The sequence below is a fragment of the Mannheimia sp. ZY171111 genome, from assembly GCF_017750945.1.
In the GTDB taxonomy this organism is placed as follows: domain Bacteria; phylum Pseudomonadota; class Gammaproteobacteria; order Enterobacterales; family Pasteurellaceae; genus Mannheimia; species Mannheimia pernigra.
Genome location: NZ_CP046532.1, coordinates 1,645,697 through 1,668,649 on the forward strand (window position 1 = coordinate 1,645,697; position 22,953 = coordinate 1,668,649).

The following is a 22,953-nucleotide window of genomic DNA, read 5'->3' on the forward strand; positions in this document are numbered from 1 at the left end:
TGTTAGAATGCGTTTGGAGTTTAACTCTGATTAACCTATTGATTGATTACTATTTGAAAGGAATGAACTATGGCATACACATTACCTGAATTAGGCTACGCGTATGATGCGTTAGAGCCACATTTTGATGCAAAAACAATGGAAATTCACCACACTAAGCACCACCAAGCATATATTAATAATGCAAATGCAGCATTAGAAGCCCATCCTGAATTATTAGAGCAATGCCCAGGCAAATTAATTGCAGATTTAAACCAAGTCCCTGCTGAAAAACGTGTTGCAGTGCGTAACAACGTAGGCGGACACGTAAACCACACATTATTATGGAAAGGTTTAAAAACAGGCACAACTTTACAAGGTGCATTAAAAGATGCGATTGAGCGTGATTTTGGCTCTGTGGATAATTTCAAAGCAGAATTTGAAAAAGCAGCAACTACTCGTTTTGGCTCAGGCTGGGCGTGGTTAGTTGTAAATGAAGGAAAATTATCGGTAGTCTCAACCGCAAATCAAGACAACCCACTAATGGGTAAAGACGTAGCAGGGGTTTCTGGCTACCCAATTTTAGGTTTAGATGTATGGGAACACGCTTACTACCTGAACTACCAAAACCGCCGTCCGGATTTCATCAAAGCGTTCTGGAACGTGGTAAACTGGGACGAAGCGGCAAACCGTTTTGAAAAACAAACGCCAGGCTGCGGCTGCGGAAAATAAATCTAGTTTAGTACGATAAATACAAGCGGTCATATTTTGTAAAAATTTTGCAAAATATGACCGCTTGTTTAATATGCGTTCTGCAACTTAAATTCACATTAAAAAAAGCTAAATTTTTAGTATTCATCACACAAAAAATAGATTAAAATCGCCTTTTTTATTTACAGAGAGATAATTATATGATGAACTCACTCACTCACTCACTCACTCACTCACTCACTCACTCACTCACGGCGTAGTGTAGCCTCGTTGCTACTCACGGTGCTAATTTCAGGCTCGGCGTATGCAGCTGGTAATGGTTACGCTGTCGGTACCAATTCAACTGCGAATGGGGCAGGTAGTTATGCCACTTCAGAAAATGGTGTTGCCACAGGGCATAATGCCGTTGCCACAGGTGGGGGAATGAGCCGCGAGCAATTTGCTGAACGCCGTAAAGTGACAGACGAAATTGTACGCCAACTAGGCGAAAAACAAACTGAAATCAACAAAATTGATGCTCAAATCTCCTCTGTTCAAAGCCATATTGATAATATTGAAGCCAGTATTACCGATATTAACCAACGCCAAGCGCAAATTGCCCCTTTACTTAAGGAATACGCAACTCTTCAAAATCAACGCGATGAGGCTCAAAAGAGATTAGCTGAACAGCAAAACCAATTACAACAAGCGAATGATGCCTATAACCGTTTGCCACAAGATATTATCCGTGGTAGTACTGTTAATTATGATGGAATATTTAAAAAATTAGACTGGAGTAAATTAGGTAACGCATCAGGTAAGGGGCGAGATGAATTAGCGGCTGATATTAAAGTTATTATAGAAGAGGCTTTTCCTGAATTTAAAGGGAATTTTACCGCTCCACAATATAGACAATTAATTGATGGCTATGTTGCGAGTAAAGCGACAGCAGATCCAACTGCTCAATATTTAGATAGCGTTATACGTGACAATATATATGGAGTTAGCCAAGGCTCATCATATAAATTTAAGGCAGATCTATTTAGATCGGTTTTCTACACGGAAGATGATTTAAAAACCCCGAATAAATTGCCAAGATTTAATCCTCGTAGTGATTTAGAGACGCATCTTTCTCCGAATAGTGACCGAACAGAGATTGAAAATTTTAAGTTGAAACTTTATTTCTATCTTTCAGCTAAAAAGAAAGATTCAAATGCCAATATTTTATTGAATACTTATGGTCTTGTTAGCCGTTATTATGACACCATGATAAAGATGCCACCATTAAAAGAAAATAAAAAGATTGATTTAAACTTGATATCAGAGTATGGGTTTAGGTATCGAAATAGTGTTTTGACCGATGGCTATCGAGGCGAGGTTGATGGCTTTAAGAAGCTTAATCAAGAGATAAAAGACCTCGTTAAGCATATTGATGATACTAAAAATGACAGTTGGTGGTTTGATTTAACTGACTATAAATCAAAGCTAGATAGAATTATAAAATTTAATGATACTGTTGAAGAGTGGTTAGAGTTAGATAAAAAATTACAACTAGAGCTTTCCAAACCTTTGGATGAGCAAGATAAAATAGCAATAGATAAAATGAGTCAAGGCATAATAGAAAAGACTGCTTTTATCAATAAAGAGAAAAATAAGCCCGAAAATGATTTTAATACATATACTCCAACATATAAAAATGATGTTATTGAAAAGGAATTCAGCCAAGTTAAACCAATAGTAGAAGAGCTGTATAATCAAACCAGAGAGCGTATTCACACTTACAATCAAAATAATGAGGTAGTTAAAGCCACTAGCGAAAAAGTGAAGCAATTATATGATGCACTCTCAAACGCTAAAGGTTCGATAGATAGCACAGAACAAGATATCAGATATATTATTGATGATATTTCTCGTTTAGGCTTAACGCCCCATGATGAAGCTTTAGCAGAACGCAAACAACAGCAAGAGCAAATGTTAAATCAGCGTAAGGCTGAACTGGAAAAACAAAACCAAGATCTTGCTGCTAAACAAGCGGAATTAGCACAGTTAAATCGACAGTTAGCGAATTCACCAATTAAAAATATCGGTAAAAATTCGCTCGCAGAAGGCGAAAGTGCGTTTGCCTCAGGCGAAAACGCTATTGCCTACGGAGCAAATACCTTAGCCACAGCTGAAAACGCAATAGCATTCGGCAGCAATGCAATCGCTACAGGCAAAAACGCTGTTGCATTAGGTGCAGGTTCGTTAGCGGTTAGCGAAAACGAGGTTTCAGTTGGGGTGGGTAAAAATAATTTAGGTAAAACTGAATTTACCCGAAAAATTACCAATGTTACCGCAGGTGAGGCAGATACAGATGTGGTAAATATTTCACAACTTAAGTATGTGATAGGTGCCGTTGCTAAAGTTGCAAATCAGGTACAAGCAGTGGATGCAAAAATTGACACTGAAGTAGGTAAAGTAAATACTCAACTGAAGGAAGTGATAGGCGCAGTTGTTGAAGTTGACAATAAAGTAAGTAGCCGAATTAACGGCATTGATCAAAAGATAGATAAGGAAATCCTGAAAGTTGCTAATGTGTTAGGTGCAACGCTAGCCGCAGATGGTTCAGTAGAGGTAAAATACGACTATTACGAACAAGGCGAGAAGAAGACGACGAATAATGTGAAAACGGCGTTAAATGCAGCAGCTCAAAATACGAAATATGTTTCTGTAAATAGCACAGGCAATAGTGCGAAGGCAGAGGGTGCGGAGAGTGTTGCAATCGGTGCTAATAGTGTCGCGAAAGGCAGCAATAGCGTTGCAGTAGGCACTGGTTCGGTGGCGATGAGCGACAATGAATTTTCTGTTGGTAATGCCAATGCCGCACGCCGAATCACCAATGTGGCAGAGGGGGTATCGGAGACCGATGCGGTTAATATGGGGCAATTCACCCGAGGGATGAATGCGTTAGGGGGGCAACTGAATCAGTTAGAGAACAAGATAGCCCGCACAGAAAAACGGATGAGTTCAGGGATTGCTGGGGCGTATGCGGCGGCAAGTTTAATCAATGCACCAGGTGCAGGAGACAGTATGTTATCGGTCGGTACAGGCACCTTTAATGGTGCAACGGCAGTGGCATTGGGGTATTCAAAGGTGTCAAATAATGGCAAAGTTTCGCTGAAATTGATAGGCTCAGCGAGCAATAAAGGCGATGTAGGCGGGGGGGCATCAATTGGATTTAAATTCTAATTGATGTGCAAAAAGTCTGCATAGTAGATCGCTTGTAAGCAATCAAAAGAGCGCTTACAAGCGTGGTTTTTTTGAATGAAATATTCAAGAAGCGTTAAAAAGTAAAAATGCACAAGCGGTCATATTTTGTAAAAATTTTGCAAAATATGACCGCTTGTTTATTATTTCTATTGCCTATAATGTAGATTGTTACGAGCAAAACTTAACTAAATTGCTCTTTTAGGCTAATATTTGGCTACATTTATTTTGCATTTGGATTCACTATGGAACAATACTATTCACCACTTACTCGAATTATCGGCTCGCTGTTTTTTTACCCGCCTAATGAGCCTCAAAATAAACCGCTTATTGCTCTGTTTCAAACGGGGGCTTGGCAAGCAGACTGTCACTTTCTCAATGAAAACAAGCGGTCTGAAATTCAGCAAAATTTGCAAAAGGTGGCGGATGAGCAGATTGAGGCTGACTATCAAGCCTTATTTATCGGGCCGAATAATTTGCCAGCTCCGCCGTGGGGATCGGTCTATTTGGATAAAGAGAGCGTTGTGTTTGGCGAGAGTTTGCTAGCGTTGCGAGCTTTTTTGCAACATAGTGGCATTGATTTTTCTTTAAATCAAAATGAGCCAGAAGATCATATCGGCTTAATGTTAATGCTCACCGCTTATTTGCTTGATGAAAATCAGCATTTGCTCAAACCATTTTTGGCAGAGCATTTTCTGCCTTGGGCATATCGCTTTTTTGAGTTATTTAATGCTACATCAACCCCGTTTTATCAAGGCTTGGGCATTCTTGCTGAAGCGTTATTGCTTGATTTGCAAAAAAATTTGGAAATTCAACCGCTTGCTCTGCAACTTTATCGTTAATTGAGCTTCACTTGGCAACAAAGCCAAAGAAAATGTTGCTGTGTGGTTAAAACGTTAAGCAACTTGCCTGCACAATAGTCTAAACCTTTTGCGGTTTAGTCCAACCTTTTGGGGAAATTGACGTTGATCAATAACCCCTTGCCGATGAAACGGTATAGTTTTCCTGTTTTTATTGATCTTTTGTGGGGGAAACTATGCAGAATAAATCTGAAACACCTCTGTGTCTGGATAGACGTGCCTTTTTAAAAGGCTCCGCTGCGGTGGGCGGTGTTGCATTAGCAGCAAGCGGTGTACAAATTCCGATTGCTAAAGCTAAAGCAGAAATCAAGCCAGTTGCTAATTTAGGTGAAGAAAAATTGGTTTGGAGTGCTTGTACGGTTAATTGTCACAGTCGTTGCCCGTTGCGTATGCACGTTCAAGATGGCGTGATTAAATATGTGGAAACCGATAATTTAGGCTCGGATGTTTATGGCGATTTCCATCAAGTGCGAGCCTGTGCAAGGGGGCGTTCTATGCGTCGCCGTGTGTATAATCCAGATCGTTTGAAATATCCGATGAAGCGGGTAGGCAAGCGTGGCGAAGGTAAATTTAAACGCATTTCGTGGGATGAGGCTTTTGAAGAGATTGCTTCCAATTTAAAACGCATTATTGCCCAATATGGTAATGAGGCGTTATATCTACCTTTTGCAACGGGTACACTCGGTGCAACCGTTGCGGCGAGTTATCCGCCACCTCGTAGTATTTCTAGTCGTTTTATGAATAGTATTGGTGGCTGCCTCGGACACCACGGCACTTACAGCTATTCGCAAATTTTTGAAGCCATTCCGTATATGTACGGCAGTAATGCAGGTAATAGCCCAACCGATATCGAAAACGCTAAATTGGTTGTTTATTTTGGTAACAACCCTGCGGAAACTCGGATGAGTGGAGGAGGAGTGACTTATCTTTATCAGCAAGCTCAAGAGCGTTCGCAAGCTAAAACCATTATGATTGATCCTCGTTATAATGACACTATTGCAGGGCGTGGGGAATGGGTGCCTATTCGTCCTGGTACGGATGCAGCATTAATCGAGGGAATGGCGTTTGTTATGATTACCGAAAATTTGGTCGATCAGGCATTCCTAGATACCTATTGTATTGGCTATGATGAGAAAAGCTTACCCGAATCAGCCCCTAAAAATGGGCATTACAAAGCCTATATTTTAGGCGAGGGTGATGATAAAACCGCTAAAACGCCAGAATGGGCAGAAAAAATTACGGGTATTCCACAAGCTCGTATTATTGAGCTTGCTCGTGAAATTGCTACGACTAAACCAGCCTATATCTGTCAAGGTTGGGGGCCGCAACGCCACGCAAATGGTGAACAAGCCGCTCGTGCGATTGCAATGTTAGCGTGTTTAACGGGGAATGTAGGAATTAGTGGCGGTAACAGTGGTTCTCGTGAAGGATTCTATACCATACCTTTTGTACGTATGCCTGTGCATAAAAATCCGATTAATGCGAAAATCCCCATCTTTATGTGGACAGATGCGGTCACTCGTGGTGAGGAAATGACTGCCCTCAAAGACGGTTTAAAAGGCGCGGAAAAACTTAATCAAAATATCAAGTTCATTATGAACTATGCAGGAAACTGCATTATTAATCAACATTCCGACATCAATCGCACCCACGAAATTTTGCAGGATGAAAGCAAATTAGAAATGTTGGTCGTGATTGATAACCATATGACTTCTACCGCTAAATATGCAGATATTCTTCTGCCAGATTGTACTACATCGGAGCAACCTGATTTCTGTATGGACGGTTCGGCAGGTAATATGGGTTATGTAATTTTTGCCGACAAAGCGATTGAGCCACAATTTGAGTGTAAACCAGTCTATGAGATTTACTCAGGCATTGCGGAAAAAATGGGGGTGAAAGAGATATTCACTGAAGGTCGAACTCAAGAAGAGTGGCTACGTCACCTTTATGCTCAAACCCAAGAGAAAAATCCGTTTTTTAAAGACATTACCTTTGAAGCATTCCGTGAGCGTGGAATTATCAAGCAGAAAGATCCGAGCGGGCATCTGGTTGCGTTTAAGAAATTCCGTGAAGATCCGATCAATAATCCGCTGACGACACCATCGGGCAAAATTGAGATTTATTCTGAACGATTAGCGAAAATTGCCGCAACATGGGAGTTACCAGAGGGCGATGTAATTAGCCCATTACCGATTTATACTCGCCAATTTGAGGGGTGGGACGATCCTAAACGTGAACAATTTCCACTGCAATTAGTTGGCTTCCATTATAAATCACGCGTTCACTCTACTTATGGCAATGTAGATGTATTACAACAGGCGTCTTTACAATCGGTTTGGATTAACCCGATTGATGCACAAAAACGGGGTATTAAAAATGGAGACACTGTGCGGATATTTAATGATCGCGGTGAAACTCGTGTTATGGCAAATGTTACACCAAGAATTATGCCTGGCGTAACGGCAATGGGAGAAGGTGCTTGGTATATGCCAGATGGTAATCGTGTAGATCACAATGGTAGTTTTAACGTGTTAACTACGCAAAGACCATCGCCATTATCAAAAGGCAATCCGCAGCATACCAATTTAGTTCAAATTGAACGAGTTTCAGGATAAGGGGGAGAGAAATGAGTAAAAAACAGTATGGTTTTTATATTGATTCTCAGCGTTGCACGGGTTGCAAAACGTGCGAATTAGCCTGTAAAGACTACAAAGATTTAAGCCCTGATGTGAGTTTCCGCCGTATTTATGAATTTTGTGGCGGAGATTGGAAAGCAGAAGGTGATGCGTGGACACAAGATGTGTTTTCCTACTATCTTTCAATCTCTTGTAATCATTGTGATAACCCTGCTTGTGCGAGTGTTTGCCCAAGTGGTGCAATGCACAAACGTGAAGATGGCTTTGTAGTGGTAAACCAAGATGTTTGTATTGGTTGCCAATATTGCTCAATGGCTTGTCCATACGGTGCACCGCAATTTAACCAACGCACAGGCCGAATGACGAAATGCGATGGTTGCTTTGAGCGTGTAGAACAAGGTTTAAAACCGATGTGTGTGGAATCTTGCCCATTACGTGCATTGGATTTATTGCCAATCGATGAGTTGCGTGAGAAATATGGCGACATCAAAGATGTTGCTCCATTGCCACCATCTAGCTATACCAATCCAAATATAGCCTTACGTTTAAACAGTAATGCTAAACCGACAGATTTTGATGGCGGTTTCTTAGCTAATCCGAAGGAGGTTTAAAATGGGTGCAGGATTACACGAATTACCCCTTGTTTTCTTTACCGTCTTTGCTCAAGCGGTAGTTGGTGCATTTATTGGACTATGTGTGGTGCTACTTACCCCGCAAGGAAAGGCGAGTGCAGATCGTTTACACTACGCAATGACGGTGTTATGGGTGTTAATGGCACTTGGCTTTGTAGCTTCTACCACCCATCTTGGCTCGCCTGAGCGTGCCTTTAATGCGTTAAACCGTGTTGGGGCATCAGATTTGAGTAATGAAATTTTCACTGGTTCAATATTCTTTGCCTTAGGCAGTGCTTATTGGGTGGTGGCAACGTCTGGTTTTTTGCAAAAAAATGGCAAAAAATTACCGCTTGCTAGTGCTTTGGCTCACTTTATCGTGCCGATTACTAATAAATTGCCACAAGGCTGGGCTGGGTTTGGGCGAGTTATCGTTGCACTTAGCGGTGTGATTTTTATATGGGCAATGGCTCGCCTTTACTTAATTCCAACTGTACCAACGTGGAATACCCTTTTTACCCCACTTTCATTCGGTTTAACAGCTCTTTTAGCGGGTTCAGCATTAACAGTTACTTTGTTACAACTGGCAAAAGTAGAAAGGGGGCAGAAAGGCTTTGCGATCTTGGCTGCTGTGTTTGCTGCGGTGGCGTTAGTGGTCTCTTTCTTTCATTATCAACATCTGGCCCAAACTAAAACAGCTATTTTTAGTGCATTAGAACTTATACCAAGCTATGCCACTTATAGCGTAATCCGCTTCATTTTGATTGTAGTTGGGTTAGGATTATTGTTTGTGAGCGTAAAAAAACAGCTGGTCGCATTGAGTAGCCTTGGTTTTGTATTGGTTATCGCTGGTGAATTGATTGCCAGAACACTGTTTTACGGCACACATATGACGGTAGGTTTAAAAGCCTTAGGCGGCTGATACTGGGTTGAAAATAGACAAATCCGCTGTGTTATCAGCGGATTTTTTATACTTTACGGAATTGGCTTGGTGAGCTGTTCTTGTAGGTTTTAAACAACTTACTGAAATGAGCTTCAGACTGGTAGCCTACGGCTAGAGCAATTTGTTGAATGGAAAGCTCGCTATGTTGCAGCAGTATTTCCGCTTTTTGTAATCGAAGTTCGGTCAGAAATTGCCCTGCTGAAATGCCACATTTCTCTTTGAATGTCCGAATAAAATTGGAGCGAGACATTGCACAGCGTTCAGCCAAGACGTCCATTGACCAAGCTGCTTCAGGCTGATTGAGCATTGCCTGCACGGCATTTTGTAATCGTTTATCTTGCAGTAGGCTCAATGTGCCACTTTTCAGCTCGTAATGATTCATATAATCTCGAACAAGATAGGTAAAAAGCACACTAGCAAGCGCATTGATGACGGATTTATTACCCAGCTGGCTTTCGCTTTCTTTTTGCAACAGTGACAGTAACGCTAAAATGGAAGCATTATCTGAAGATAAGTGCCATTTCGGCAACTCAAACAACGGGGTATTTGAGGAGTTTCTATAATGAAAGGTGCCACAAAACATTTCAAAATCACTTTCTTGCTGATTATGGCAGAGCATAAATGGCCCGATTGGCTCTTGTTTAATCGGGATCAGCTGACTGTCTGATACCGATAAGAGTGTCGGACAGCTTGCTAACTCGTGCTGAGTGCCATAAGGCAAAAATACGACATCGCCCACTTTCAAATGGTGGCATTCATTTTCGAATTTTACGCAACATTGCCCTCGGGAAATAATATGAAATACCCCGATTGGTTGCTCGGTTTGCGGATTTTTAATTTGCCAATCACCTTGAAAGCGACAAATTACTTGGATCTCACCTTCAATTTGGTGGAGTTTGATAAGATTATCTAAATAGTCCATATCATCATTCGTATTATTTATATTCAAAAATCACTCTTGGTGTGAGTTTGGTAATTAACTCGTAGCTAATTACGCCGATATGTTTTGCTACCTCTTCAATCAGTAATTTTTCTCCCCAAAAAATGGCGTTATCGCCCACTTTATCTTGGCTGTTTTGTCCTAAATCGACAGTGAGCATATCCATTGAAACACGCCCAACAATCGGCACAAGTCTGCCGTTAATTAACACAGGTGTGCCTTCAGGTGCATTACGAGGATAGCCATCGCCATAGCCCATTGCGATCACGCCAAGTTTAGTGTCTTTAGGGCTAACCCAGGCGCCGCCGTAGCCAACAGGTTCACCCGCTTTGTGGGTACGAACGGCAATAAGTGAGGATGAGAGCGTCATTACGGGTTGAAAGCCTAAATCGGTAATTGGAGTATAATGTGGAGAAATACCGTGCATAATAATGCCTGGGCGAACCCAGTCATAATGGGCTTGTTTCCAATAAAGAATACCGCTTGAGGCAGAAATGCTGCGGTCGTGTTGGGAATATTTTTCGGTGGCTTGTTCAAAAACGTCAATTTGCTTTTCGGTATAGCGACAATCTAATTCATCTGCACGGCTAAAATGGCTAACAAAGCTGATGGAATTAACCAGCGAGCAATTTTTCAACCGTTCTACAAACAGATCCACCTGCTCGGGGTGAATACCCAAACGGTGCATACCAGTATCAATTTTTAGCCAGATATGAATGGGAAAGTATATTTTTGTCTTACGTGTCCAAAAGCCTTTTTTTTGCTCTTCATTCCACTCGTTTGCGACTTTTTCTAGCAGCTCAAGTTGCTCAATGTTATGAATGACAGCATCAAATTTGCGAGAAAGAGCTTTGAGTAGCTCTTCACGGTCAAAAAAACCTTCTATCAACACAATTTTGCCCGTGTAGCCAGTTTCTTGAATTTCTAAAGCCTCACGCAAGCGAGCAACACCGAAACCATCCACCATATCCGCTAAAGTGCTGGCAGCAGGTAACAACCCTTGCCCATACGCATTTGCTTTAATCATCGCCAATAATTTTTGATTGGGTGCAAATGATTTAATGAGCTGGATATTATGCCTGAGTGCCTGGCTATCAATAGTTGCTGTTGCTGGTTTCATATTTTTCTGAACAATAAAATAATAAGAACGCTAAATTATACGCCGAAAATGAAAAATCCCTTAGAAAATAATGCAAAAAAGATTAGTATTATTGTAAGAAGAATTCTAATAGGACGATGGTTCAATTATGCTGAATTTATTATTTGAATTAAAAAAAGAGAAGATTATTTCTGATTTAAACTACCAATTTGCTTGTTTTATTGAGAGTAAACAAAAACAATATAATTATTCAGAGAAGCAGAGAGAGCTTGCACTATTGTTGGCGGCATTGATCTCATATCAAGTTGGTCTAGGGCATACAGCATTGCGATTAAATTCTCTCACGCTTTCAACACTGTTTGAACTCAACGCAAAGCCTCAATACCACCTTTTGCTTGAGAAAATTTTGCAAAAAATTGGAAAAATTTCACCGCTTGAATGGCAATGTACCTTGAAGGATCATATTGCTTTTAGCGATTCGCCTGAAAAAATTGCTCCTATGCTCTTCCAAAATGGATTGCTTTATTTTTATCGTTATTGGCAGGCAGAACACCAAGTTGCGGTTTATCTACAACAAGCGGTCAACTTTTCTGAAAAATTACCCAATACAGTATTAAATAATAAAATCATTCAACAGTTATTTGACAATCACACAAGCCCACAACAAGACATTGATTGGCAAAAAGTGGCTATTGCAACCGCACTTGAAAAGCAGTTCACCCTGATTTCTGGTGGGCCAGGAACAGGTAAAACGACCACAGTTGTAAAATTATTGCTCGGGCATCAGCTCAAACAACTAGAGCAAAATGCCCCTTTTCTACAAATTGCCTTAGCTGCCCCAACAGGAAAAGCCGCATCAAGAATGAAAGAGTCGATTGAGAGTAAGTTAGCAGAAGAAAATAAGCTATCGCCTGCCATAATCAAATCCATTCCAACGGAGGCAATGACGATTCATCGCTTACTTGGTGCCAGACCATTAACAGATAACACAAAATTCAATGCGAAAAACCCTCTGCATTATGATTTGGTGGTGCTAGATGAAGCTTCAATGATTGATTTATCTATGATGGCAAAAATGGTACAAGCACTTAAGCCAACTACTCGTTTGATTATGCTAGGCGACAAAGATCAGCTCGCTTCGGTGGAAGCTGGATCTATTATCGGTGAACTCGGTTCTTTATTAGAATATGGTTATAGCCAAAAGCATTGCGATTATTTAAACGCCGTTACAGGCTATCAGATAAATGCGGGTAATGCGTTGCCTATTTGTGATTCACTCTCTCATTTAAAACACAGCTACCGATTTGGTGAAAAAATATGGATTGGGGAGTTAGCAAATGCGGTTAATGAGCAAAAAATTAATCGCTCTTGGGATATTTTTAGCGAATATAAAAATAGCGGGAAGTTGGAAAATGTTCGCTATCCAGAAACGAAAGAGATGTTAGATAAATCAAACTGGGTAGAGAAAAGTGTAAAAATGATAGTTGATAAAGCGATTGAGCTTTACCGTGATTATTTGCAAGCAGTTAAACAAAGAGAAGCGCAGCCGCAATCAATAAGTATCAAAACGATTTTTGACAAATTTCAAAAAGTGCGTTTTCTTTCTGCTTTGCGTGTGAGTGAATTGGGTGTTGAGCGATTAAATATTGCAATTGCGGAAGGGCTGCGAAAAGCTGGATTAGTTAAATTTAATCATAGTCGGGATCGCTATATCGGCAAACCGATTATGATTACCGAAAATATGCCATCAAATAAAATGGCTAGTGGCGATATTGGCATTATTCTGCCAGATGAAAATGGAGAGACAAGCGTTTATTTTGATTCACTACAAGCAGACAACCAATATCATCGCTTACCGCTCAGTCGCATTTCAAATTATGAAGCAGCTTACATAATGACAGTGCATAAATCACAAGGATCGGAATTTGAACATACTATTTTAATTTTGCCACTTTCCATATCACCTGTCTTAACTAAAGAATTGATTTACACAGCAATTACCCGTGCTAAAGATAAATTTACGCTATTTGGCAATGAAAAAGTATGGAAATACAGTGTTGGTACGAAAACAGAAAGACAAAGTGGACTAAAAGAACAATTAATTAACAGATTTTGATAATAGAATAAGCAAGTTGTAGTAAAAATATGCAAGCGGTGATTTTTTTGAAAATTTTTACAAAAAAGGGGTTGCAAGGCATTTTGTTTTGCGTATAATGCACGGCACACAACGACGCGCTGTTGTGAATTATTTAGATGTTGATTACGGTGCGTCGTTTTGTTTTGTTCTTTAACAAATTATCAGACAATCTGTGTGGGCACTTGTTGATAGACTTGATTTAAAACTATTTTTATTTTTAAAACTTGAAGTCTTAATAGGTGCTTATAACTAGAAATTCATTATGTTTGATTTCTTGACTTAAGTTAAGTTTAGAAGTTGAAGTGAACTTTAGCTAAGCAGTTTATTGAGCGATTGAACTTTTAATTGAAGAGTTTGATCATGGCTCAGATTGAACGCTGGCGGCAGGCTTAACACATGCAAGTCGAACGGTAGCAGGTTAGTACTTGTACTAATGCTGACGAGTGGCGGACGGGTGAGTAATGCTTGGGAATCTGGCTTATGGAGGGGGATAACGACTGGAAACGGTCGCTAATACCGCGTAATCTCTAAGGAGGAAAGGGTGGGACTTTCGGGCCACCTGCCATAAGATGAGCCCAAGTGAGATTAGGTAGTTGGTGAGGTAATGGCTCACCAAGCCGTCGATCTCTAGCTGGTCTGAGAGGATGACCAGCCACACTGGAACTGAGACACGGTCCAGACTCCTACGGGAGGCAGCAGTGGGGAATATTGCACAATGGGGGGAACCCTGATGCAGCCATGCCGCGTGAATGAAGAAGGCCTTCGGGTTGTAAAGTTCTTTCGGTCGCGAGGAAGGCGTTGATTTTAATAGAATCGGCGATTGACGTTAACGACAGAAGAAGCACCGGCTAACTCCGTGCCAGCAGCCGCGGTAATACGGGGGGTGCAAGCGTTAATCGGAATAACTGGGCGTAAAGGGCACGCAGGCGGACTTTTAAGTGAGATGTGAAAGCCCCGGGCTTAACCTGGGAATTGCATTTCAGACTGGGGGTCTAGAGTACTTTAGGGAGGGGTAGAATTCCACGTGTAGCGGTGAAATGCGTAGAGATGTGGAGGAATACCGAAGGCGAAGGCAGCCCCTTGGGAATGTACTGACGCTCATGTGCGAAAGCGTGGGGAGCAAACAGGATTAGATACCCTGGTAGTCCACGCTGTAAACGCTGTCGATTTGGGGATTGGGCTTTAAGCTTGGTGCCCGTAGCTAACGTGATAAATCGACCGCCTGGGGAGTACGGCCGCAAGGTTAAAACTCAAATGAATTGACGGGGGCCCGCACAAGCGGTGGAGCATGTGGTTTAATTCGATGCAACGCGAAGAACCTTACCTACTCTTGACATCCAGAGAATCCTGTAGAGATATGGGAGTGCCTTCGGGAGCTCTGAGACAGGTGCTGCATGGCTGTCGTCAGCTCGTGTTGTGAAATGTTGGGTTAAGTCCCGCAACGAGCGCAACCCTTATCCTTTGTTGCCAGCACGTTATGGTGGGAACTCAAAGGAGACTGCCGGTGATAAACCGGAGGAAGGTGGGGATGACGTCAAGTCATCATGGCCCTTACGAGTAGGGCTACACACGTGCTACAATGGCGTATACAGAGGGCGGCGAGCCAGCGATGGTGAGCGAATCTCACAAAGTACGTCTAAGTCCGGATTGGAGTCTGCAACTCGACTCCATGAAGTCGGAATCGCTAGTAATCGCAAATCAGAATGTTGCGGTGAATACGTTCCCGGGCCTTGTACACACCGCCCGTCACACCATGGGAGTGGGTTGTACCAGAAGTAGATAGCTTAACCGCAAGGGGGGCGTTTACCACGGTATGATTCATGACTGGGGTGAAGTCGTAACAAGGTAACCGTAGGGGAACCTGCGGTTGGATCACCTCCTTACCAAAAAAAATCAAGTGCGAGGCTAGGCGAGAGTTTAGCGTCGCGACGACAGCAAGTGTTCACACAGATTGTTTGATAGAAAGTAGAATAAACAGAAACATCCTTTTGGGTCTGTAGCTCAGGTGGTTAGAGCGCACCCCTGATAAGGGTGAGGTCGGTGGTTCAAGTCCACTCAGACCCACCACTCAATGACGTGAGTAAGCGAAAGCGAAAGCACAGAATGTGAGTGAAAACTAAAAGGAAGTGGTAAGTCAATGATGTCTGGGGATATAGCTCAGCTGGGAGAGCGCCTGCCTTGCACGCAGGAGGTCAGCGGTTCGATCCCGCTTATCTCCACCAAGCATCGTGAGTCGTCATACCTAAGGTAGCAAGCGGTTGAATTTGAGCAAAGATTTGCAATATTCAATAAAAAAGAGACCGCTTGTTAATTTAGGTATGATGAGAGTCGAAAGACATTATCATCGTTGTTCTTTAAAAATTTAGAAACAAGCTGAAAAACTGAGAGATTTTCGAAAGAAAGTCTGAGTATGTAATAAAATCTTAGCTGAACAAAAGCAGCTAAGTGTTTAGTTTAAAACAGACTTTAAATGTGTTGTTATGTTGTTTTTTCTTTCCTTTTGATTGAAATACAAAAACAAAAACATTTGAGGTTGTATAGTTAAGTGACTAAGCGCACAAGGTGGATGCCTTGGCAATCAGAGGCGATGAAGGACGTGCTAATCTGCGAAAAGCTTGGATGAGTCGATAAGAGGCGTTTAATCCAAGATGTCCGAATGGGGAAACCCAGTAGATGAAGAATCTACTATCACTTGCTGAATACATAGGCAAGTGAAGCAAACCGGGAGAACTGAAACATCTAAGTACCCCGAGGAAAAGAAATCAACCGAGATTTCGTTAGTAGCGGCGAGCGAACGCGAAAGAGCCAGTGAGTAATAGCGGATTTATTAGAGGAATGAGCTGGGAAGCTCAATCATAGAGGGTGATAATCCCGTACTCGAAAATATTTCCGTGGTACTAAGCTCACAACAAGTAGGGCGGGACACGTGATATCCTGTTTGAAGATGGGGGGACCATCCTCCAAGGCTAAATACTCCTGATTGACCGATAGTGAACCAGTACTGTGAAGGAAAGGCGAAAAGAACCCCGGCGAGGGGAGTGAAATAGAACCTGAAACCTTGTGCGTACAAGCAGTGGGAGCAGATTTATTCTGTGACTGCGTACCTTTTGTATAATGGGTCAGCGACTTATATTTTGTAGCAAGGTTAACTGAATAAGGGAGCCGTAGGGAAACCGAGTCTTAACTGGGCGTATAGTTGCAAGGTATAGACCCGAAACCCGGTGATCTAGCCATGGGCAGGTTGAAGGTTGGGTAACACTAACTGGAGGACCGAACCGACTAATGTTGAAAAATTAGCGGATGACTTGTGGCTGGGGGTGAAAGGCCAATCAAACCGGGAGATAGCTGGTTCTCCCCGAAATCTATTTAGGTAGAGCCTTATGTGAATACCTTCGGGGGTAGAGCACTGTTTCGGCTAGGGGTCCATCCCGGATTACCAACCCGATGCAAACTGCGAATACCGAAGAGTAATGCATAGGAGACACACGGTGGGTGCTAACGTTCATCGTGGAGAGGGAAACAACCCAGACCGCCAGCTAAGGTCCCCAAGTACTAGTTAAGTGGGAAACGAAGTGGGAAGGCTTAGACAGCTAGGATGTTGGCTTAGAAGCAGCCATCATTTAAAGAAAGCGTAATAGCTCACTAGTCGAGTCGGCCTGCGCGGAAGATGTAACGGGGCTAAAACTAGTCACCGAAGCTGCGGCATCAATGGAAACATTGTTGGGTAGGGGAGCGTTCTGTAAGCGGAAGAAGGTGAGTCGAGAGGCTTGCTGGACGTATCAGAAGTGCGAATGCTGACATAAGTAACGATAAAACGAGTGAAAAACTCGTTCGCCGGAAGACCAAGGGTTCCTGTCCAACGTTAATCGGGGCAGGGTGAGTCGGCCCCTAAGGCGAGGCTGAAAAGCGTAGTCGATGGGAAACGGGTTAATATTCCCGTACTTGGTGTAATTGCGATGTGGGGACGGAGAAGGTTAGGTTATCAGGGTGTTGGATTACCCTGTTTAAGCTGGTAGTTGGGAAGATTAGGCAAATCCGGTCTTCTATTAACAACGAGAAGTGATGACGAGACTCTACGGAGTTGAAGTAACCGATACCACGCTTCCAGGAAAAGCCACTAAGCGTCAGATTACACTAAACCGTACTATAAACCGACACAGGTGGTCAGGTAGAGAATACTCAGGCGCTTGAGAGAACTCGGGTGAAGGAACTAGGCAAAATAGCACCGTAACTTCGGGAGAAGGTGCGCCGGCGTAGATTGTAATCCCTCGCGGATGAAGGTTGAACCGGTCGAAGATACCAGCTGGCTGCAACTGTTTATTAAAAACACAGCACTCTGCAAACACGAAAGTGGACGTATAGGGTGTGATGCCTGCCCGGTGCTGGAAGGTTAATTGATGGTGTTATCGAAAGAGAAGCTCCTGATCGAAGCCCCAGTAAACGGCGGCCGTAACTATAACGGTCCTAAGGTAGCGAAATTCCTTGTCGGGTAAGTTCCGACCTGCACGAATGGCATAATGATGGCCAGGCTGTCTCCACCCGAGACTCAGTGAAATTGAAATCGCCGTGAAGATGCGGTGTACCCGCGGCTAGACGGAAAGACCCCGTGAACCTTTACTATAGCTTGACACTGAACATTGAATTTTGATGTGTAGGATAGGTGGGAGCCTTTGAAGATGACACGCTAGTGTTGTTGGAGGCGTCCTTGAAATACCACCCTTTAACGTTTGATGTTCTAACGAAGTACTCGGAACGAGTACTCGGACAGTGTCTGGTGGGTAGTTTGACTGGGGCGGTCTCCTCCCAAAGAGTAACGGAGGAGCACGAAGGTTTGCTAATGACGGTCGGACATCGTCAGGTTAGTGCAATGGTAGAAGCAAGCTTAACTGCGAGACAGACAAGTCGAGCAGGTGCGAAAGCAGGTCATAGTGATCCGGTGGTTCTGAATGGAAGGGCCATCGCTCAACGGATAAAAGGTACTCCGGGGATAACAGGCTGATACCGCCCAAGAGTTCATATCGACGGCGGTGTTTGGCACCTCGATGTCGGCTCATCACATCCTGGGGCTGAAGTAGGTCCCAAGGGTATGGCTGTTCGCCATTTAAAGTGGTACGCGAGCTGGGTTTAGAACGTCGTGAGACAGTTCGGTCCCTATCTGCCGTGGGCGTTGGAGAATTGGTTGGGGCTGCTCCTAGTACGAGAGGACCGGAGTGGACGCACCGCTGGTGTTTCGGTTGTGTCGCCAGACGCATTGCCGAGTAGCTACGTGCGGAAGAGATAAGTGCTGAAAGCATCTAAGCACGAAACTTGCCAAGAGATGAGTTCTCCCAGTCTATAAGACTGTAAGGGTTGTTGGAGACTACGACGTAGATAGGCACAATGTGTAAGCGTAGCGATACGTTGAGCTAATGTGTACTAATTGCCCGAGAGGCTTAACTATACAACGCTCAAGTGTTTTTATAGAAAAAATAAGAAAGCACGAAGCGAAGTAACGTAAAGTAAAGACTAAACAAACAAGACAGACAAACAAATAAACTCAGAAAATAAATAAATAAACTCAGAATCAACAGCTTGTTTTTAGATTAAAGAACAAAAAATAGAAAGACAGAAAATCAACAAGATTTTCCCGACGACAATAGTGCTGTGGTTCTACCTGACTCCATACCGAACTCAGAAGTAAAACGCAGTGACGCCGATGGTAGTGTGGTGATTCGCCATGTGAGAGTAGGGCATCGTCGGGATTTATTTTAAACGACCTCAAGCTTAGTGATAGGCTTGAGGTTTTTGCTTTTTTATTTTTAAAAAGCCAAAAAGCGAAAATTGCAAAAAATATAACTAAAATGACCGCTTGTAGGAATACTTGCGGTCTGAGTGGGAGAGATTGAATATGCAAATTTAGAGCTATAATCTGGCTGCAGATCTTAATATTTCTGCTTTATCTGTTTTTTCCCAAGGGAAATGCTCACGCCCAAAGTGGCCGTATGCAGCAGTTTCACGATAAATTGGTTTGATTAAATCTAACATTTTGATTAAACCATAGGGGCGTAAATCAAAGTGTTGATAAATTAATTTAACTAATGTTTCGTGGCTGACTTTGCCTGTGCCGAAGGTTTCGACCATAATTGATGTTGGATCAGCGACACCGATAGCGTAAGAAAGCTGGATTTCACAACGATCTGCTAAGCCCGCAGCTACAATGTTTTTGGCTACATAACGTGCAGCATAAGCTGCTGAGCGATCAACTTTTGATGGATCTTTACCAGAGAACGCACCACCACCGTGACGAGCAGCTCCGCCGTAGGTATCTACGATAATTTTACGGCCAGTTAATCCACAATCTCCCATTGGTCCACCAATGACGAAGCGGCCTGTTGGATTAATAAAGTATTTGGTATGTTGATTTAGCCAATCAGTTGGAAGTACAGGTTTGATGATTTCTTCCATCACGCCTTCGATTAATTCCTTTTGTGAGATATGCTCAGCGTGCTGGGTAGAAAGTACCACAGCATCAATGCCAATAATTTTATTGTTTTCATAAGCAAAGGTTAATTGGCTTTTTGCATCTGGGCGTAGCCAGTCTAATTTACCTGATTTACGAACGATCGCTTGCTGCTCCATTAAGCGGTGAGCATAAGTAATAGGAGCTGGCATTAACACTTCGGTTTCATTTGTGGCATAGCCGAACATAATTCCTTGGTCACCTGCCCCTTGTTCTAATGGATCAGTTCTATCTACACCTTGATTGATGTCTGGTGATTGCTTACCAATTGCGTTTAATACAGCACAAGAGTGAGCATCAAAGCCCATATCTGAATGGGTATAACCAATATCGCAAATAACTTGTCGAGTTAAATTTTCAATATCTACCCACGCAGAAGTGGTAATTTCACCGCCTACTAATGCCATTCCTGTTTTAACGTACGTTTCGCAAGCAACACGAGCTTTTGGATCTTGTTTTAGAATTTCATCTAACACCGCATCTGAAATTTGGTCTGCGATTTTATCTGGATGCCCTTCTGAAACAGATTCAGAAGTAAATAAATTAATTGCCATTGTTATTCCTCATATTGATTTTAACCCTCACAAGCGGTCATTTTTAGTCAAAAATGAGCAAATGTAACCGCTCGTTTCATTGTTTAGATGTTTTTCCGTCTAGACGGCTATAATAGATTTTTTCAGTATTTTAGGCAAACAGAATTTCACTATTTAGTTTTAGCCTCATATTTTTATTGACAAAATTTTGTTAAAATCGAACCGCTTATTAAGATAAGAAATTATTCAGGGGTCTTTATGTTCTATCGAGTGTTACTTTATTTAAAACAGCCGAGCAATCGTTTATGGATTTCAACTATTCTATCTGTTTTTTGGGCGATTTTATTTGCTTTTGTCGCCAAATTATCAAACTTATTTTTCCCACCTGAAATTTTTCCGAAAATTGAATTAAGCACGTTAGAAAGTTTATTAAATGTGATTGCTTCAACCATGTTTGCAGTGAGTACATTTTCACTTTCTATAATGGTATCTGCATTTAGTTCAGCCGCAAATGGTGCAACGCCAAGAGCCACAAATTTAGTGATTGATGACAAAACCAGTAGGAGAGCGGTTTCAAGTTTTATCTCTGCTTTTATTTATTCAATTATTGCAAAGACTGCATTAGGAATGGAATTTTTTGGGCAAAATGGACGATTTGTCTTATTTATCACAACCCTCGCAGTGTTAAGCTATGTTATTTTCACGTTAATTAAATGGATTTATGTACTCTCTCATCTAGGGCGTTTAGGGAATACTATTGATAAAATATATGATTCTAGTGAAAAAAGTTTACAAAATTATCGAGCAGATCCCTCTTTAGGGGCGACTTGGAAAGGCACTTTAGGCTTACAAGCGGAATCTATTTATGCTCAAGATACAGGCTATTTAACGCATATTGACTTTGCACAATTACAAAAAATAGCTCAACAACTTTCGACCTATATTCATATTGCGATTCGACCAGGTGAATTAATTATGCCTGATACACTTCTCGCTAAAATTGATTGTGTCAGTGATAAAGCAAATACCATTCGTGAATGTTTTATTCTTGATAAAGATCGTGGATTTGACCAAGATCCATTGTGGGGCATTATTGTGTTAAGCGAAGTTGCTCAGAGGGCGTTACCCCCCTCTGCAAATGATCCTGGCACCACGATTAAAGTGATGATGCATATGATGAAGCTCCTCGTGACACCACATACAAATAATCACCCACAGCGCAAGCATTATGACCGCTTATCTATCGTAGATCTCAATATTGGAAAGATTATTTCACACAGTTTTTCGCCTATCGCTCGTGATGGCGGAGCAATAATGGAAGTAGGAATAACGTTACAAAAAGTACTGGCAAGTATTTGGCGTAATGCACCTGAAATAGAGCTACGGGAGGCTGCGATCATTGCGGCTGAAAATTATCTAAAACGTGCCGAAACATATTTAACCTTTAAGGAAGATTACGATCTTTTACGGCAAAAACATCTCACACTATTTAACAAAACAAAGTACTTCAATTAAAAGCAGGTGATTGTGTATTTATCAAATGTTTAAAACGGATTGAGATTACAATGAATAATAAAAAAATACTTTTTTTCACCATATTGGCTATTTTGGGTGCTGCCACTCTGCTTTTTACTCAACCAGATAAAAAGCCCAAAACAATACATCGCCCCGAAACACAACATACAATATCGCAAACCTCCTCATTAGGTAATTACGATATACAGATGAAAAATGACCGCTTGAAGCAAAACCTTGTGGAAACCGATTATTATTTATTAGCCCTTTCTTGGTCGCCAGGGTTTTGCCAAAGGCAAAAACGTAACAATAATGGCAAAGTATTGCCACATTTTAAATATCAATGTGACGGCACCAAGTCATTTGGTTGGGTCATTCACGGATTATGGCCACAAAGTGCGAAGGCTCATGCAATTGACGAACACCCTCGCTACTGTCAAGGTGATTTACCTATGGTTGCAGAAAATACGATCAAACACTATTTGCCAGAATCGCCTGCGGCAACCCTTTTACAAGGTGAATGGGAAAAGCATGGAGCTTGTGCCTTTCATGATGCAAGGGCTTATTTTGAAAAGCAGAAAACGCTTTTCAACGCATTAAATTTACCGAATTTTGCGACGCCAAAATCAGATTTATTCAAATGGGTAAAAGCACAAAATCCACCGTTAAGAGATATTTACTTAGGCGGTGGCAAAGATGAACTTTACATCTGCTATAACAAGCAATGGCAGCCAATGGATTGCCCTAATGGTTGATTTACGCCAATTAAAAATGCAAGTGCAACGCCAATTAGTGCGTGATTTAGAACGTGCGAATATCTACTTTGAGAAAAGATTTATCCAACCAACCATTCATTACAATGTGCGTGGGGTAAAAGCAGGCGTTGCGTATCTTGAACGAAATGAAGTCCGTTTTAATCCTGTATTATTACAAGAAAATGCACAACTATTTATTCCTCAAGTGGTGCCACATGAACTTGCTCATATTTTAGTTTATCAACAATTTGGGCGTGTTCAACCACACGGAAAAGAGTGGAAAATGATGATGGAAACCGTGCTTGGTGTGCAGGCAGAGATTTATCATCGCTTTAATACTCAAAGTGTGCAACAGCAATTTACTTACCAATGTGGTTGCCAAATTCACCTACTTTCTATTCGCAGACACAATGCGACTATACGTAATACACGAAGCTATATTTGTCGTTTATGCAAAACACCCCTGCGTTTTGTGGGCAAATGATGTGTAAAGAATCGTAAATATGT

Annotated in this window: 13 protein-coding genes, 2 tRNA genes and 3 rRNA genes; 15 read left to right on the plus strand and 3 right to left on the minus strand. The window is 41.9% G+C overall.

The window, feature by feature from the left end; genetic code table 11:
• Nucleotides 1-69 precede the first annotated feature (69 nt).
• From sodA to GM698_RS07970, 6 genes are all read left to right on the plus strand, one after another.
• A complete protein-coding gene (gene sodA / locus GM698_RS07945) occupies nt 70-711 on the plus strand; it encodes a superoxide dismutase [Mn] (protein ID WP_176810270.1) in 642 nt (213 codons plus the stop codon).
• Between the two features lie 249 nt (nt 712-960).
• Nucleotides 961-3,897 (plus strand): YadA-like family protein, encoded by a 2,937-nt coding sequence (locus tag GM698_RS07950; RefSeq protein ID WP_209289227.1) that lies wholly within the window; start codon nt 961-963, stop codon nt 3,895-3,897.
• A gap of 263 nt (nt 3,898-4,160) precedes the next feature.
• Nucleotides 4,161-4,757, plus strand: coding sequence for a Tat proofreading chaperone DmsD (gene dmsD, locus GM698_RS07955; RefSeq protein WP_209289228.1), 597 nt, complete (start codon nt 4,161-4,163; stop codon nt 4,755-4,757).
• Between the two features lie 194 nt (nt 4,758-4,951).
• Nucleotides 4,952-7,393, plus strand: a complete 2,442-nt coding sequence (locus tag GM698_RS07960; protein WP_159630960.1) for a DmsA/YnfE/YnfF family dimethyl sulfoxide reductase — start codon at nt 4,952-4,954, stop codon at nt 7,391-7,393.
• A gap of 11 nt (nt 7,394-7,404) precedes the next feature.
• Complete coding sequence (locus GM698_RS07965) at nt 7,405-8,025, plus strand: DMSO/selenate family reductase complex B subunit (protein ID WP_176810263.1); 621 nt, start codon at nt 7,405-7,407, stop codon at nt 8,023-8,025.
• A 1-nt stretch (nt 8,026) separates the two neighbouring features.
• A complete protein-coding gene (locus tag GM698_RS07970; protein ID WP_209289229.1) occupies nt 8,027-8,947 on the plus strand; it encodes a DmsC/YnfH family molybdoenzyme membrane anchor subunit in 921 nt (306 codons plus the stop codon).
• 46 nt (nt 8,948-8,993) lie between these two features.
• Here GM698_RS07970 and GM698_RS07975 read toward each other — a convergent pair whose 3' ends face one another.
• A complete protein-coding gene (locus GM698_RS07975; RefSeq protein ID WP_238348720.1) occupies nt 8,994-9,917 on the minus strand; it encodes an AraC family transcriptional regulator in 924 nt (307 codons plus the stop codon).
• Entirely contained in the window at nt 9,904-11,028 is a 1,125-nt protein-coding gene (alr, locus tag GM698_RS07980) for an alanine racemase (RefSeq protein ID WP_209289230.1), read from the minus strand. The genes GM698_RS07975 and alr overlap by 14 nt, the downstream gene beginning before the upstream one ends.
• Nucleotides 11,029-11,155: 127 nt before the next feature.
• On the opposite strand from alr, the gene recD reads away from it, so the two are divergent.
• The 6 genes from recD to rrf all read left to right on the plus strand — a co-directional run bounded on the left by recD (nt 11,156) and on the right by rrf (nt 18,885).
• Nucleotides 11,156-13,123 (plus strand): exodeoxyribonuclease V subunit alpha, encoded by a 1,968-nt coding sequence (gene recD / locus GM698_RS07985; RefSeq protein ID WP_209289231.1) that lies wholly within the window; start codon nt 11,156-11,158, stop codon nt 13,121-13,123.
• A gap of 363 nt (nt 13,124-13,486) precedes the next feature.
• A 16S ribosomal RNA gene (locus tag GM698_RS07990) occupies nt 13,487-15,027 on the plus strand.
• 107 nt (nt 15,028-15,134) lie between these two features.
• Nucleotides 15,135-15,211, plus strand: a tRNA-Ile gene (locus GM698_RS07995).
• A gap of 79 nt (nt 15,212-15,290) precedes the next feature.
• A tRNA-Ala gene (locus GM698_RS08000) sits at nt 15,291-15,366 on the plus strand.
• Nucleotides 15,367-15,683: 317 nt separating this feature from the next.
• Nucleotides 15,684-18,584 (plus strand): 23S ribosomal RNA (locus tag GM698_RS08005).
• A 185-nt stretch (nt 18,585-18,769) separates the two neighbouring features.
• Nucleotides 18,770-18,885, plus strand: a 5S ribosomal RNA gene (gene rrf, locus GM698_RS08010).
• Together the 16S, 23S and 5S rRNA genes with 2 tRNA genes alongside form the textbook arrangement of a ribosomal RNA operon.
• A 160-nt stretch (nt 18,886-19,045) precedes the next feature.
• Here rrf and metK read toward each other — a convergent pair.
• Nucleotides 19,046-20,197: a methionine adenosyltransferase gene (gene metK / locus GM698_RS08015; protein ID WP_176808862.1), complete on the minus strand. Its 1,152-nt coding sequence runs from the start codon at nt 20,195-20,197 to the stop codon at nt 19,046-19,048.
• Between the two features lie 237 nt (nt 20,198-20,434).
• On the opposite strand from metK, the gene GM698_RS08020 reads away from it, so the two are divergent.
• Genes GM698_RS08020 through GM698_RS08030 form a run of 3 tightly spaced genes read left to right on the plus strand, consistent with a single transcriptional unit; the run spans nt 20,435 to nt 22,930 of the window.
• Entirely contained in the window at nt 20,435-21,691 is a 1,257-nt protein-coding gene (locus tag GM698_RS08020) for a DUF2254 domain-containing protein (protein ID WP_176808861.1), read from the plus strand.
• A 50-nt stretch (nt 21,692-21,741) separates the two neighbouring features.
• Nucleotides 21,742-22,446, plus strand: coding sequence for a ribonuclease (locus tag GM698_RS08025; RefSeq protein ID WP_176808860.1), 705 nt, complete (start codon nt 21,742-21,744; stop codon nt 22,444-22,446).
• On the plus strand, nt 22,439-22,930 hold the full coding sequence (locus GM698_RS08030) for a SprT family zinc-dependent metalloprotease (RefSeq protein ID WP_176809048.1): 492 nt from the start codon (nt 22,439-22,441) through the stop codon (nt 22,928-22,930). The genes GM698_RS08025 and GM698_RS08030 overlap by 8 nt, the downstream gene beginning before the upstream one ends.
• Nucleotides 22,931-22,953: the final 23 nt, after the last annotated feature.